Origin of the sequence: Pontibacter arcticus, assembly GCF_003284895.1 — a bacterium.
GTDB classification, from domain to species: Bacteria; Bacteroidota; Bacteroidia; order Cytophagales; family Hymenobacteraceae; genus Pontibacter; species Pontibacter arcticus.
Map to the genome: position 1 here is coordinate 376843 of NZ_QMDV01000001.1, position 14207 is coordinate 391049.

The 14207-nt window shown below is 45.4% G+C and carries 14 protein-coding genes; 12 read left to right on the forward strand and 2 right to left on the reverse strand.

The window, feature by feature from the left end:
• Positions 1-15 precede the first annotated feature (15 nt).
• The 6 genes from DP923_RS01675 to DP923_RS01700 all read left to right on the forward strand — a co-directional run bounded on the left by DP923_RS01675 (position 16) and on the right by DP923_RS01700 (position 6296).
• Entirely contained in the window at positions 16-354 is a 339-nt protein-coding gene (locus DP923_RS01675) for an STAS domain-containing protein (protein WP_112304768.1), read from the forward strand.
• Positions 347-757 carry an ATP-binding protein gene (locus DP923_RS01680; protein WP_112303839.1) on the forward strand — a complete coding sequence of 137 codons (411 nt, stop codon included), beginning with the start codon at positions 347-349 and terminating at the stop codon, positions 755-757. The genes DP923_RS01675 and DP923_RS01680 overlap by 8 nt, the downstream gene beginning before the upstream one ends.
• A gap of 163 nt (positions 758-920) precedes the next feature.
• Positions 921-3233, forward strand: coding sequence for a peptidylprolyl isomerase (locus tag DP923_RS01685; protein ID WP_112303840.1), 2313 nt, complete (start codon positions 921-923; stop codon positions 3231-3233).
• Between the two features lie 180 nt (positions 3234-3413).
• Complete coding sequence (locus tag DP923_RS01690) at positions 3414-4778, forward strand: peptidylprolyl isomerase (protein WP_239020902.1); 1365 nt, start codon at positions 3414-3416, stop codon at positions 4776-4778.
• Positions 4779-4786: 8 nt separating this feature from the next.
• Positions 4787-5752, forward strand: coding sequence for an AAA family ATPase (locus DP923_RS01695; RefSeq protein WP_112303842.1), 966 nt, complete (start codon positions 4787-4789; stop codon positions 5750-5752).
• A gap of 118 nt (positions 5753-5870) precedes the next feature.
• Entirely contained in the window at positions 5871-6296 is a 426-nt protein-coding gene (locus DP923_RS01700; RefSeq protein ID WP_112303843.1) for a hypothetical protein, read from the forward strand.
• A gap of 72 nt (positions 6297-6368) precedes the next feature.
• On the opposite strand, the gene DP923_RS01705 is transcribed toward DP923_RS01700, so the two are convergent.
• Positions 6369-7232, reverse strand: a complete 864-nt coding sequence (locus DP923_RS01705; protein WP_112303844.1) for an SDR family NAD(P)-dependent oxidoreductase — start codon at positions 7230-7232, stop codon at positions 6369-6371.
• A gap of 151 nt (positions 7233-7383) precedes the next feature.
• On the opposite strand from DP923_RS01705, the gene DP923_RS01710 reads away from it, so the two are divergent.
• Complete coding sequence (locus DP923_RS01710; RefSeq protein ID WP_112303845.1) at positions 7384-8019, forward strand: GNAT family N-acetyltransferase; 636 nt, start codon at positions 7384-7386, stop codon at positions 8017-8019.
• On the opposite strand, the gene DP923_RS01715 is transcribed toward DP923_RS01710, so the two are convergent.
• On the reverse strand, positions 8016-9167 hold the full coding sequence (locus tag DP923_RS01715; RefSeq protein ID WP_239020903.1) for a hypothetical protein: 1152 nt from the start codon (positions 9165-9167) through the stop codon (positions 8016-8018). The two genes, DP923_RS01710 and DP923_RS01715, sit on opposite strands and share 4 nt — an antisense overlap.
• A 164-nt stretch (positions 9168-9331) precedes the next feature.
• On the opposite strand from DP923_RS01715, the gene recA reads away from it, so the two are divergent.
• The 5 genes from recA (at position 9332) to DP923_RS01740 (ending at position 14179) form a co-directional block, all read left to right on the forward strand.
• Complete coding sequence (recA, locus tag DP923_RS01720; RefSeq protein ID WP_112303846.1) at positions 9332-10381, forward strand: recombinase RecA; 1050 nt, start codon at positions 9332-9334, stop codon at positions 10379-10381.
• Positions 10382-10553: 172 nt separating this feature from the next.
• Positions 10554-11360 (forward strand): DUF3108 domain-containing protein, encoded by an 807-nt coding sequence (locus DP923_RS01725; protein ID WP_112303847.1) that lies wholly within the window; start codon positions 10554-10556, stop codon positions 11358-11360.
• Positions 11361-11579: 219 nt separating this feature from the next.
• Positions 11580-12269, forward strand: coding sequence for a response regulator transcription factor (locus DP923_RS01730; RefSeq protein WP_112303848.1), 690 nt, complete (start codon positions 11580-11582; stop codon positions 12267-12269).
• Between the two features lie 3 nt (positions 12270-12272).
• Entirely contained in the window at positions 12273-13313 is a 1041-nt protein-coding gene (locus tag DP923_RS01735) for a sensor histidine kinase (protein WP_112303849.1), read from the forward strand.
• A gap of 149 nt (positions 13314-13462) precedes the next feature.
• Positions 13463-14179 carry an RluA family pseudouridine synthase gene (locus DP923_RS01740; RefSeq protein ID WP_112303850.1) on the forward strand — a complete coding sequence of 239 codons (717 nt, stop codon included), beginning with the start codon at positions 13463-13465 and terminating at the stop codon, positions 14177-14179.
• Positions 14180-14207 lie beyond the last annotated feature (28 nt).

Genomic DNA, 14207 nt, shown 5'->3' on the forward strand with positions numbered 1-14207 from the left:
ACGTAACTTATGTCCATGAAAATAACCAACGAAATCAAAGACGCTACCATCATCATGACGCTTGATGGTGAACTCGATGCCAGCTCCTCTGTAGTGTTAGACGAAGAGCTTTCCGATCCGGAAATTATGAAATACCACAAGATTCTGGTTGATTGCAAAAACCTGCATTACATCTCCTCGGCCGGTCTGGGCGTATTTATTTCTCATTTGCAGCGCTTCGAAGATGCTCAGATCAAGCTCATCTTTTTTAACATGCAGGATAAAGTTCGTAACGTTTTCGAAATCTTAGGACTGGATCTGCTGATGACGATCGTGGGAGACTACGAGGAAGCCACTACTATTGCTAATGAATAACTCCATCCGGGTAGAATGTTCTAAGAAAAACCTGAAGCTTATACGTGATTTCGTGACGGATTACCTGCAAGCGCACAACTTGTCGGATATCCTGATGAACCAGATCGTATTAGCAGTGGATGAGATATGCGCCAACCTCATCATACACGCCAACCACGAAGACCCCAGTAAATACATTACCCTGGTAGTGGATAAGCAGAAAGACGGTGTTCGGTTTGAGATAACAGACAACGGAGCCGCCTTCCAGCGCACCAACTACAAAGAGCCGGACATAAACGAAAATATCCGTGTGGGCAAAAAAGGCGGCGTTGGCGTGGCGCTCGTAAACCGGATAATGGATAAAGTAGAATTCAAATCCAACGGCACCAAAAACACCTGCCTGCTTTACAAAAAAATAGCGTAACCCCTCCGCAGGCAATATTAAGTATCCCCTATACGTTTCGGGAACAATATCATTAACAATAGCATTATAGTTATGTTTTTTGACTCATCTGTCAGAAAAAATAATTAAAATTGCATGGCTCGCGTTGAGCCGGATAAACTTTAGGTTTGTTTTAAATTTACTTATGCGCAGCAACCACTTACTTGTTGCGGCAGCTGCCCTGCTTATAGCAGGCTGTACCGCAACCAAGAAGAACGACAAAAAAGAACCCGCTATTGCTACGCTGGGCACCCAGCCAATTTCTGCAACAGAGTTCCGGTATGTTTACGAAAAGAATAACGGCGACAACGAAGATGCCTATTCCAAACAAAGCATTACTGACTACCTGAACCTTTACACCAATTTTAAGCTGAAAGTACTTGAAGCCGAGAAAAACGGTTTAGATACCACGATGGCTTTTAAGCGTGAACTGGAAGGGTATAAAGAACAACTGGCACAGCCCTACCTAACAGATAAAAGCGTTACCGACCAATTAGTAAAAGAAGCTTACGAGCGCCTGAAGCAGGAAATCAACGCTTCGCATATCCTAATTGGTTTACCAAACGATGCTGCCCCGCAAGATACGCTGGCAGCCTATAACCAGGTACTGGCCCTGCGTGAACGAGCACTTGGCGGCGAAGATTTTGCAAAGCTGGCAAGAGAGTTTTCACAGGATCCGTCTGCCGCTGAGAACGGTGGCAACCTGGGTTATTTTACGTCTATGCAAATGGTGTATCCTTTCGAGGATGCTGCTTATAAACTAAACGAAGGCGATGTATCGATGCCGGTACGTACGCGTTTCGGCTATCACCTGATCAAAGTAAACGATAAACGAGCGGCGCTGGGCGAAGTAAAAGTAGCGCATATCATGGTACGCGCCATGCCCGGTATTCCAAAAGCAGACTCGTTAGCAGCTAAGCAGCGCGTAGATGCTATTTACAAGCGTGTACAACGCAAAGAAAGCTGGGAAAAACTGGTAGCAGAGTTTTCAGAAGATGCCAACTCGGCTTCGAATGGCGGCGACCTGCCCTGGTTCGGAACAGGCCGTATGATCCCTGCTTTTGAAGAAGCTGCGTTTGCCCTCGGTAAGGCCGGTGAAATATCAAAGCCTGTCTACACGCCTTATGGCTGGCATATTATAAAACTGGTGGATAAGCGCGGCCTCCCTCCTTACGAGGACATGGAGCAAAACCTGCGCAACAAAATAGCCAAAGACTCGCGCTCGGAACTAAATAAAACGGCCTTCCTGAAGCGTATCAAAACAGAAAATAACTTTACGGAAGTTGCCGCTACCAAAACCACAGCATTAAGCAAAGCTGATAAACAATTACTGGGAGCTAATTGGGATTTTGATCAGGAAGATAAAGCACTGAAGCAGACTTTGTTCACGATACAGGGCAAACCTTATACAATAAAAGACTTTTATACGTACGCAAAAACACAGCAACGCCCACGCACTACAGGCACACCGGAACATGCCATGACGTTGCTGTATGATGAATATGTAAACCAAAGCCTGCTGGAGTACGAGAAAGCTAACCTCGAAAACAAACATACTGACTACCGCATGCTGGTACAGGAATACCACGACGGTATCTTATTGTTTCAGTTGATGGATGAGAAAGTATGGTCTAAGGCTGTAGAAGATACGGTTGGCTTGAAAACTTATTTCGAGCAGAACCGTGAAAAGTATAAATGGACCGAACGTGCGCAAGCTATTGTGATCAGTGCGGCAAATAAAGACTTACTGACGCAGGCACAGAAACAACTGGCGCAACGCCGTTACCCGGTGCGTACTTCCAACATCACGGATATTCTTTTTGAAGCAGGCAAGACCGAACTTAGCAGAGAAGCAAGTGCCAAACTAAACGAACTGGCCGATTTACTGAGAAACAACCCATCGTTGTCGCTTACCATAAACGGCCATGGCGATGCACGCGAGCTGGCTGCAAACAAAGAAGTAGCCTGGCGCAGAGCTGCCGCAGCTAAAACTTATTTAATGGAGCAAAGCGTAGCAGCTGCCAGCCAGATCCTGACAAATGATGCGGGCAAAACCAAACAGGCTGGCCCGGATAATACTGAAACTGGCCGCCGCCGCAACCGCCGTGTATCCTTTACACTGTACTCTTCCGACCTGGGAGCCCTGGCTGATAACCTGAATGCGAGCAACCCGCTGGCTGTACAGATCTCAGAAAAGAAATTCCAGAAAGGCGAGAACAAAGCGCTGGATGCTGTAAACTGGCAGCCCGGCACCTATACTTTACAACAGAATGGCCGCGAGTACCTGATCATTATAGAGAATGTGCTAGCACCTGCTTATAAGCAACTGAACGAAGTACGTGGCCTGGCCATTTCGGATTACCAGAATTACCTGGAGCAGCAGTGGATAAACGAACTCCGCGAAAAGTACCCGGTTAAGATCAGGGAAGACGAAGTAGAGAAGCTCACTAAAAAATAAATTTACAGAAGGGCTGGCTTATTTTATTGCTGGCCCTTTTGTTGTTTCGCGGTTTTATACTTATAATGAGCTAATTACAGCTCAAAACACCGAACAAAAAATTTACCCAAGTATAGAATCAGAATAAAGCCGTAATTTGCGCGTTGTTTTAAAACGCTTGCTTGTAAAATGCCCATAACCTTGAAAAAGAACAAGATTTCCCTTCAACTAGTGTATACGGCCGTGTGCTTTATACTTACCTCGGCCACTGCTTTTGCCCAGGCACCCGTGCAGCGCAAGGTAGATGGTATCATTGCTAAAATAAACAACCACATTGTACTGCGTTCCGATCTGGAATTTGGCTACCAGCAATACCTTGCCCAAACCAAACAGCAGCCAAATAACAACCTTAAATGCGAGGTTTTAAAATCGTTGGTGCAGGATAAATTATTGCTTGCCCGTGCCGAAGTTGACTCTGTAACAGTAGAGGAAACGATGGTAACCAATGAGCTGGACCGCCGCGTGGAGTACCTGACAGCGCAAGCTGGCGGAGCAGAACGACTGGAGCAATACTACAACAAAAGTATAAAGCAACTGAAAGACGATCTGCGCCGCACGGTAAGAGAGCAAATGGTGATGCAGAAGATGCAGAGCGAGATAACGAGTAAGGTGACGGTAACACCAAAAGAGATCAAGCGTTATTTCAGCACGATTCCGGCAGATAGCCTGCCATACTTTTCAAGTGAGGTGGAGCTTGGCCAGATCGTGAAGTTTGCACAAATCAGCAAAACACAAAAGCAGAAAGCACGCCAGCAGTTAGAAGACCTGAAGAAACGTATACTTGCCGGTGAAGATTTTGCGACGCTGGCAAAACAATATTCACAAGACCCGGGATCGGCAGCGGCAGGCGGCGAGCTTGGATTTTTCAAGAAAAAAGAACTGGTACCAGAGTACGAAGCAGCCGCCTTACGCCTGGAGCCGGGCCAGATGTCTAATGTGATCGAATCTCAGTTTGGTTTCCACTTAATACAATTGATCGAGCGCAAAGGCCAGGAATTTAACACCCGCCATATCCTTTTAAAGCCGGAAACAGCCACCGTAGATATGGAAGAAGCCATTGTGGCCCTCGACAGCATCCGCACTTTAATTAAAAGTGACAGCATTACGTTTGCAAAAGCTGCCAAAGACAACTCAGACGATAAGGCTACAAAAGATAACGGCGGCATACTGCAGAACAGAAACGATGGCAGCACCTACATATCCATGGAGCAAGTTGATCCTTCTATTTTCTTTGTGATCGATACGATGGAAGTTGGTGATATTACAAAGCCCTTGCCTTATGTAACCGAAGATGGCAAACAAGCCGTTCGCATTCTTTACCTGAAAGCGAAATCTACACCGCACCAGGCAAATCTAACTGACGATTACCAGCGTATTGCTACAGCAGCCATTAACCAGAAACGCGAAAAAGCGGTAGACGATTGGTTCAAGAAGAACTTTGATACCGTGTTTATCGAGATCGATCCGGAGTTTGACAGCTGTAAAGTACTGCAGCTAACCCAATAACCTACTTTATGAAGCAATTTTCCTCTGACAAAGAAGCAGCAGATGCCTTGCATCAGGCGTACCATACCCTTACATCCGAGATCTCTAAAGTTATTATAGGGCAGGAAGATGTGGTCAGGTTAGTTTTAACAGCTGTTTTTTGTCAGGGGCATTGCTTGTTAGTGGGCGTTCCGGGCCTCGCCAAAACCCTGCTTATCCAAACCATTGCTTCATCTTTGGATATGAGCTTTAACCGGGTGCAGTTTACTCCGGACCTGATGCCATCCGATATTGTTGGAGCCGAAACACTGGACAAGGACCGTAACTTTAACTTTGTGACAGGCCCGATCTTCGCTAATATTATCTTAGCTGACGAGATTAACCGAACACCCCCTAAAACTCAGGCAGCGCTACTCGAGGCCATGCAGGAACACGCCGTTACGGTAGCAGGCCACCGGTATACCTTGCCAAAACCGTTTTTTGTACTGGCAACCCAAAACCCGATCGAGCAGGAAGGCACGTATCCCCTACCCGAAGCCCAACTCGATCGCTTTATGTTCAACATCATGCTGGGCTATCCGAGCTACGAATCGGAACTCCAGATCGTAAAAAATACAACCGGCGCCTTACAGCAATCCCTGAACAAAATTTTACACGCAGATGATATTCTGGCATTCCAGCAATTGGTGCGCCGCGTGCCTGTAGTAGATAATGTAGTGGAGTATGCCGTTAAACTGGTTCATAAAACACGCCCCGACCAACCACACGGTTCTACACTTGCAAACCAGTATTTAGAGTGGGGAGCGGGCCCGCGCGCTTCACAACACCTTATTATAGGGGCCAAGTGCAACGCCATTCTTAACGGCAAGTATAGCCCGGATATTGAAGATGTGCAGGCCGTAGCACTTCCTATATTGCGCCACCGCATTGTGCGCAACTTCAAAGCCGAAGCAGAAGGCATCACCGTAGAAAAGATTATCCAGGATCTGCTGTAACGTATACATCAGTTCAGCTCTTTTCTTTTACGCATGTTATCAGGCACGCCAGTAATTGGATGTAAGCCAAATTGGTGTAATTTTGCAACGATCTATTTTTTATCTAACCCTCATACTTATGGAAGCGGCTGCTTTATACTTTCGCTTTAAAGATAACCTGGCTACAATTATTGGTGCGCTCAACAGCCCATTAGAAGTACGCTCGATGCCCTACAATATTTCTATCCCCCTGGAAGTAGAGTTGTTTGCTGATATCATGCGCCTGCACGGCCTGCAATTTAATTCTGATAAGCAGGCCGCAGCCCGTTTACAGGATTTGCAGCAGTGGTACGCCCAGCACGAGGAAAGTATAAACCAGATAATGCACCGCGTGCTCGAAGATAAAAAGGCGATGATGAAAACCGCCACCGGCGTTGTATTGCAAAAAGAGATGCTGATCAGGAGACTGGAGTATTTTAACGAAACAGCCCATACGCTGCAAGTAATGATGACCCAGCAGCAACTGCACAGCCCGAAACATTTTGTATATCCTTTCTTAAATTAATAAGTAAAGTATAAAAAGAGAAAAGCCAGCTTAACAGCTGGCTTTTCTCTTTTTATACTTTAGGCCATCCTTTTATTTCCGAATGGAAGTATGGCCGTCTTTGGAGTGCTTTAATTCCAGTTCACCGTCAGGTTGCTTTTTCATGGATGCATCTGCTTCGGTGCCCACGCCGCCTTTTGCTACCGTAATGCCGCCATCTACCATATAAAGCGCGCCCGTTACATAAGATGCTTCCTCCGAAGCCAGGAACAAGTATACATTCGCTACTTCTTCGGGTGTACCTCTACGGCCCATCGGCGTGGCTTCTTTCATGGTCTTCACCATCTTGCTATCCATTGGGCCGGTGCTGTCATGGGTCCAGGCAGTATCAATCGGGCCAGGGCCTACAATATTGCAGCGTACCCCAAACTGCGCCTGCTCTACGGCCAGGCCTTTCATAAAAGCATGTATAAATCCTTTGGTGCCGCCATAAGGAGAATTTTGCGCAATCCCGATCATGCCAGCTTCCGAGCCTGCCGATACAATATTTCCTTTCGTTTTATGCAGCTCTGGCAACGCCGCTTTCGACATCTGGAAAGCTGAGTGGATGTTGTTCTTGAGCATGTACTCAAACCCTTCAGTCGTATAATCCTGCAGCAAGTTCACTTCCGGGAAAACGCCTGCGTTGTTGATCAGGATATCCAATTTACCAAATTGTTTTACGGCCAGTTCCACACAGCTTTTCGCGTTTGCCTCCGAAGAAATATCGCGACTAAAGGCAATAGCTGCGCCGCCTTGTTCCATGATATCTTTTGCTACCTGCTCCACCGGATCTTCCGGAAAACCGGCTACTACTACACTTGCTCCTTCGGCAGCAAATTTCTTGGCAATGGCCTCGCCAATACCTGTTCCGCCACCGGTTACAATGGCTACTTTACCTTCTAATCTGTTTCCCATAGTTGTGTTATATTTTTAGATGATGATGCGGCACGTATACTTTACCAAAGTATGGAATTGTAAAAAACACAGATAACACACGTTATCAGCTTTTTAACGTATACTTGATTTTGCACTCATACTTATACCTATAACTTTAAAGAAGCGTTTCATGAGCTTTTTATATAATACCCTCGCTACTTCTTTTGAAGATCGCATCGAAACTCCGCATCTTATTTTAAGACCTTATGAAGAAGGCGATGAAGTAGATTTTATACAGCTGATGCAGGAAAATACCTCAGAGCTTGGCCCTGTCTTTAAAGGGCGCGCCGCCCGTGTGCATATCCTGGAAGATGCCCGCATGCAGGTAAAACAGTTGCGAACCGATTGGGACAACCGGAAAACATTTGAGTTTGGCGTATGGCAGAAAGAAACCAGTAAATATATAGGAGCCATCGCCCTGAATAACCTGGACAGAAGTATACCCAAAGCGGAGCTCGGTTTATACTTTACACGGCCTTCGGAGATGCAGCCATTTATACAGGAAGCGATTACAGAAGTGATCCGGTTTGGTTTTGATAAGCTTGGCCTGAATAAAATATTTTTGCGTTGCACCGCCTTCAATGATTATTATGGAGCACTGGCAACAGACAGCGGCTTTGTGAAAGAAGGTATTTTGCGCTGCGATTTCAGGGGGGCCGATACAACCGAACTGCTCGATTTAAATTACTACGGTCTTACCCGCCCTGATTATGAAGAAGCTTTTAATACGAAGGATTTAGAGCACCACAAACCAAGTATAAATTAGCGCTTCGGTTTCGCCACAAAGAAGCCGGTATCAAAAGTAAGGTAGATAGAATTAGCAAATTCGAGTTGCGGGTTGTTAAAGTCATATACAGGTTCCAGGCGCAGCGTCAGGTCCAGGCCCTCCATTAACCGGATATCCTTCATTAACCGAAGTATAAGCAGGCGGCGTTTTTCTTCCACATAACCCGCATTTTTGTACGTCGTAGATACAGCCTGGTAAAGTTGCCCACCCCGGTTTGCCATATACCGGTTGCCCTCCCAGTAGCTCAGCATCACATCCTGGTATTTTGTATCGATGCCGGCATTCAGGTAATAGCCGTATCCATCCTGGTAAATGTACCGATACTCATTCGAGAAATCTTTGTACCCCACCAGATAGTTTTTAGTATAGATGCGGTGCACGATACCTTTACTATACTCTTTTTCAATTTCGAGGCCTAATGCTCCGTTTGCTACTGTCAGCAAAGGCAACTCGGACGCATCGATCTGGCCGCCCCGGTGCTGCGCCGTAAACTGAACCGGGAGTGTAATGCGTATGCTATCGCCGCCGCCTTTCTTATCATCCATCTCCAGCAACTTTAATCCTATGCTTGCTCCGCCAAATACATCTTCCTGGTCATCTTCTGCCCTGTACAGCATATTGCTCCACTCCAGCCAGGCATCCAGTTTTACCCGGTCGCTTTGCAGCAAATACTGAATACCGTTTTCGATTCGGTTAGTAAATACGCGTTCGAAATCGTATAAAGGTTCGATGTAGCCATGGTTGAGATTGCCTTCAAGTGTTCCGAAAAGAAAGGCGTGGTTCTGTTTCTGTATTTTAATGGTGAAGGTGGGCTGAATATTTTCGTAGCCGCTGCTGCCAAAGTCTTTTTGCAACAGTGCACCCGCCTCTATGCGTACAAACTCCGACGGAAAATAAGTTAGGCGAGGGTTTAAATGGTAGCCAAACAAAGTATAACCATCGGCTATGTTATTGAAATATTCGTTATTTTTTGAGAAGCCCAGGACGTGCAAATTAAACCTAAGCTCATTAGCATTTTTAGGATTGACAGGTAGCTTTTGTTCAAGCGCCGAATTATTAAGCTGGCCGATACACAACGAGCTGTTGAGTAAAATAAAAAAAGTGAAAATAATCTTAGATACACGCATAAATAATGATAAATAAAGGCACAAATTAGCAATTCGGTTTGTTGTAATCAGACAGCAGAAAGCAGCTAAAATAATTAGCAAAATAGACGTACGCTTTTTTGCATATTGCTGCCGGAAGTTGTAATTTCACCTTAATATAAAGAAGCAAATTAATTAACACACACATGAGCGTAAGCAACGAAAAACTTAAGGCCCTGCAGCTAACCATAGACAAGCTTGACAAGACCTACGGTAAAGGTACTGTAATGAAGTTAAGCGATAACCGCGTAGAAGATGTACCGGCTATTTCTACAGGTTCGCTAGGGCTTGATATAGCTTTGGGTATTGGTGGTTTACCACGTGGCCGTGTCATCGAAATATATGGCCCGGAATCATCTGGTAAAACTACGCTTACTATGCACGCCATTGCCGAAGCACAAAGAAAAGGTGGCCTGGCTGCATTTATTGATGCGGAGCACGCATTCGATCAGGCTTACGCCAAAAAGCTTGGGATTGATACAGAAAATCTTTTGATCTCTCAGCCAGATAATGGCGAGCAGGCACTTGAAATTGCAGATCACCTGATCCGTTCCGGCGCTATTGATATTATTGTAATTGACTCTGTTGCTGCACTGGTTCCGAAAAGCGAACTCGAAGGCGATATGGGTGATAGCAAAATGGGCCTTCAGGCGCGTTTAATGTCGCAGGCATTACGTAAACTGACCGGTACTATCAACAAAACAGGATGCTGCTGTATTTTCATCAACCAGCTTCGCGAGAAGATCGGGGTGATGTTCGGTAATCCGGAAACAACTACGGGTGGTAATGCCCTTAAATTCTACGCTTCCGTTCGTCTGGATATCCGTCGTATCGGCCAGATCAAAGAAAGCGCAGATAACATTACCGGTAACCGCACCCGCGTTAAGGTGGTAAAAAATAAAGTAGCGCCTCCGTTTAAAGTGGTTGAGTTTGATATCATGTACGGCGAAGGTATTTCTAAGGTAGGCGAGATTCTGGACCTTGGTGTTGAATTCGGCATCATTCAGAAATCAGGCTCTTGGTTCTCTTACAACGGAAGCAAGTTAGGCCAGGGCCGTGATGGCGTAAAACAACTGTTGCTGGATAACCCGGAACTACAGGAAGAATTGGAAGAAAAAGTAAGAGCGTTTGTGAAAGGCGATCCGGATGCAGCCGCTGCTGCGCTGGAGGATGCTGCCGCCGCAACTGCAGAATGAACTCTTTTTAATCAGGATAAGTAATAAAAAAGGTGCTACCGAAATTGTAGCACCTTTTTTATTGTTACTGAGTTGAATAGATTTATTTATCTACCTAACTTAGTTAAAAGATAGGTGCTTGGTATAAAACTTGTAATACAAAAAGCATCACCTGTCTAATTTGCGAGATCATATGAAAAGGATATTCCCTGTTCTGTTAATAGCTCTGTTAATTTCTGTCGGTTTTGTAACCAAAGACAGAATGCGCAGCGTGCCTAACGAGAGTTTTTCGAATGGCGAGGTACTGAAGTATAAAGTACACTATGGCCTTATTACCGCTGCCGAAGCTGTGATTGATACATCGCCTGAATTACATTACGTGAACGGCCGTGCCTGCTACCGCGCTACGGTGAATGGCAAAACCACGAGTTCTTTTGACCTGTTTATACGCATCCGCGATACGTGGCAATCTTACATTGATACGGCAGCCATACTTCCGCAACGCTCTTACCGGAACATACAGGAAGGCAGTTACAGAAAACGCGAAACTGTTGATTTCGACCATTACAAGAATACAGCTTTTGTAGCTTACAAGAAGAAGAAAGAAGAAAAATCCGGCAGCTACAAAACAGCTGATAATGTGCAGGATATTGTAAGTGGTATTTATTACCTCCGCACGCTCAACTTCGATAAAATGAAAGCAGGCGAAAAAGTAAACGTAAGAGGCTTTTTTGATGAAGAGAACTTCGATATGGAAGTAACTTTTAAAGGCCGCGAAACGGTTAGCACCAAAGCGGGTAATATCCGGGCGTTAAAGCTTGTACCTACCATGCCTGATAATAAAATGTTTAAAGGCGAGAACGCAATCACCTTATACTTGTCTGATGATAAAAACAAGATACCGGTGCTGATACAGGCCGAGATGTTGGTTGGCTCTGTTAAAGTGAACCTGTACGAGTATAAAAACCTGAAACACAAAACATTATTAGCCAATAAATAAAAAAAGGCCGGTTGCACAACCGGCCTTTTTTTATTTATACTTCAGCCAGCAACAACCTGGTATGTTAACAAACTATTAAGCTTTTGTTACAACAAATTATATTGCCACGAATGCTATTACCTTTGAAGTATAAATAAGGCTGATAAAGCGACGTAAGTATAAAATATAAGCTTGAAGTTGGCCTGATGAACATACCTTAACTCTTTAATTTCCTACAGCATGCAACCTACATCACACTACAAAGTACTGGTAGTAGACGACGACCCGGACATCGTTGAAATGCTGCAATACAACCTTACCCGCGAAGGATACGACGTAGCACAGGCCGAAAATGGTTTAAAAGCAATTGCCGAAGCACAAACGTTTAAGCCGGATATTATTCTGATGGATGTGATGATGCCGCAACTCGATGGTATTGCCGCCTGTCGCCAGCTGAGGGAGTTTAGTCATTTCCGGAACACGCATATCATCTTTTTAACTGCGCGCTCCGAAGAGTTTTCGGAGGTGGCCGCTTTCGATGCCGGTGCCGATGATTTTATAACCAAGCCTATCAAGCCGCGTGCTTTGCTTAGCCGCCTGGCCGCATTTACCCGCCGCGAAACTGCCCAGGAAGAACAGGATAAAGTAATTGACATAGCTGGTATGCGCATCGATCGTGTTAGCTTTGCAGTGTATAAAGGCGAAGAAAAGATAACGCTTCCGAAAAAAGAATTTGAGCTACTTGCTTTTCTGGCTGCTACGCCCAACAAGGTATTTACCCGCGAAGAACTGCTGCACAATGTATGGGGAAGCGATGTATATGTAATTGCCCGTACCGTGGATGTGCACATCCGGAAAGTGCGCGAAAAAATAGGCGAAGACAATATTAAAACAATTAAAGGTGTAGGCTACAAGTTTAACACCGATTAGCAAATGAACTTAAACTCCCGTACGCTTGCTTTTTTAACTTCATTGGCGGTGGCTTTGGTGCTTACCGCCTTTCTTGCTTTTGCTGATCGCTTTTCGTCGCAGGGCTGGCTGGCCGCTTTGGTCGTGGTTTTTATAAGTAGCTTTTTGCTGGTGCGCTATTCTTACGAGTCGCTGGTGTTCCGGGAGATAAAAAATGTATACTCCAGCATCGAAAAAATCAGAAAGCAGGATTTCCGGAAAACAGAATCCCGCTCCTCATTCACCACCAATCCGCTCGAAAAAATAAAAGATGAGATCTATCTGATCACGGAGCAGAAACAACAGGAGATTGATGAACTGAAACGCTTGCAACTATTGCGGAGCGATTTTCTGGCAGATGTATCGCACGAGCTGAAAACACCCATATTTGCTGCCCAGGGCTTTATTCATACGTTGTTGGATGGCGCCATGGACGACATAAACGTACGGGATAAGTTTTTGCTGAAAGCCGCTAAAAGCCTGGACAACCTGGATGCACTAGTACTTGACCTGATCAATATTGCGCAACTGGAACGCGGTGTGGTCAAAATGCAGAAACAGAATTTTGATGCCGTACCGCTTGTGCGCGAAATTTTCGAACAACTGGAACAGAAAGCCACCGAAAGCCAGATAAAACTGCACCTGGAAGCAGCGCCACAAGAACAGATCATACTTTACGCAGACCGCAACCGCATCCGGCAGGTACTCATTAACCTGATTGATAATGCCATCAAGTATGGAAAAAAAGGCGGAAACATCTGGGTGCTGTTTGATGAAGGCAAGAAAAAGTATACGATCACGGTAAAAGACGATGGCAAAGGCATTGCCCAGGAACACATCAACCGTATTTTCGAACGCTTCTACCGCATCGATAAAAGCCGCGCCCGCGATACCACCAGCACCGGTCTTGGCCTGGCCATCTGCAAACATATCATAGAAGCACACAAATCGTTTATAGCCGTAAAAAGTGAGGTTGGCAAAGGCTCTACTATGGCCTTTAAGTTGCAGCGCGAAAAGAAGGTTTAGTTGCTAAGTTGATCCTTGAGAGCTTAAAAAAGCCACGCTAAGATGTTACCGCGCTCAGCAATTCAACCATCCAACAATTATTATCAGTATCTTTGCAGTATGTGGAGCAACGTTTACCCACACCTGAACAAAGTATAGTAGCGCAAAAGATGAAATACCCGGTTTTTGAAGACCTGATTATATTTGAGAACGACGATTATCTGATCGTGAATAAGCCTCCTTACCTGGCCACGCTTGAAGACCGTACCCCTAATACCACCAACTTATTGAAGTTAGCACGCCAGTATAACCCTGATTTGCAGGCTGCCCACCGCCTCGATAAAGATACATCCGGTTGCCTGGCTTTTGCCAAAAACGCCGAAGCGTACCGCCACCTTTCGATGCAGTTCGAGCACCGCCAGGTTTATAAAGTGTACCATGCCGTGGCTTGGGGTATTCATAAATTTGAGGATGAACTGGTGAGCCGTGCCATTTTACCAAGTGCCAAAGGCGTAGCCAAACTTACACCAAAAGGCAAACCCGCCGAAACATACTTTACTACCCTCGAAAATTTTAACCGCCACACCCTGCTGGAATGCATGCCCGTAACCGGCCGACTGCACCAGATACGTGTGCACCTGGCGTACAAAGGCGCTCCTATTGTAGGCGATGAGTTGTACGGTGGCGAAAACGTATACTTAAGCACGCTGAAAAGAGGCTTTAACCTGAAGCAGCAAACTGAAGAGCAACCGCTCATTAAACGCTTTGCGCTGCACTCGTTTACGCTTGGGTTTACTTTATTAAATGGCGAACCGATCAAGATCGAAGCGCCTTATCCAAAAGATTTTGCTGTGCTTGTAAAGCAGCTGCGCCAATATTCAAGGTAGATTTATACTTAAATTTAAAGTATAATAG

Excerpts from the sequence above, each read along its gene's own strand:
- DP923_RS01695 (WP_112303842.1), top strand. The coding sequence starts at position 4,787 with ATGAAGCAATTTTCCTCTGACAAAGAAGCAGCAGATGCCTTGCATCAG.
- DP923_RS01680 (WP_112303839.1), top strand. The coding sequence starts at position 347 with ATGAATAACTCCATCCGGGTAGAATGTTCTAAGAAAAACCTGAAGCTT.
- DP923_RS01675 (WP_112304768.1), top strand. The coding sequence starts at position 16 with ATGAAAATAACCAACGAAATCAAAGACGCTACCATCATCATGACGCTT.
- DP923_RS01710 (WP_112303845.1), top strand. The coding sequence starts at position 7,384 with ATGAGCTTTTTATATAATACCCTCGCTACTTCTTTTGAAGATCGCATC.
- DP923_RS01740 (WP_112303850.1), top strand. The coding sequence starts at position 13,463 with ATGAAATACCCGGTTTTTGAAGACCTGATTATATTTGAGAACGACGAT.
- DP923_RS01705 (WP_112303844.1), bottom strand. The coding sequence starts at position 7,232 with ATGGGAAACAGATTAGAAGGTAAAGTAGCCATTGTAACCGGTGGCGGA.
- DP923_RS01725 (WP_112303847.1), top strand. The coding sequence starts at position 10,554 with ATGAAAAGGATATTCCCTGTTCTGTTAATAGCTCTGTTAATTTCTGTC.
- DP923_RS01730 (WP_112303848.1), top strand. The coding sequence starts at position 11,580 with ATGCAACCTACATCACACTACAAAGTACTGGTAGTAGACGACGACCCG.
- DP923_RS01715 (WP_239020903.1), bottom strand. The coding sequence starts at position 9,167 with ATGCGTGTATCTAAGATTATTTTCACTTTTTTTATTTTACTCAACAGC.
- DP923_RS01700 (WP_112303843.1), top strand. The coding sequence starts at position 5,871 with ATGGAAGCGGCTGCTTTATACTTTCGCTTTAAAGATAACCTGGCTACA.
- DP923_RS01685 (WP_112303840.1), top strand. The coding sequence starts at position 921 with ATGCGCAGCAACCACTTACTTGTTGCGGCAGCTGCCCTGCTTATAGCA.
- DP923_RS01735 (WP_112303849.1), top strand. The coding sequence starts at position 12,273 with ATGAACTTAAACTCCCGTACGCTTGCTTTTTTAACTTCATTGGCGGTG.
- recA (WP_112303846.1), top strand. The coding sequence starts at position 9,332 with ATGAGCGTAAGCAACGAAAAACTTAAGGCCCTGCAGCTAACCATAGAC.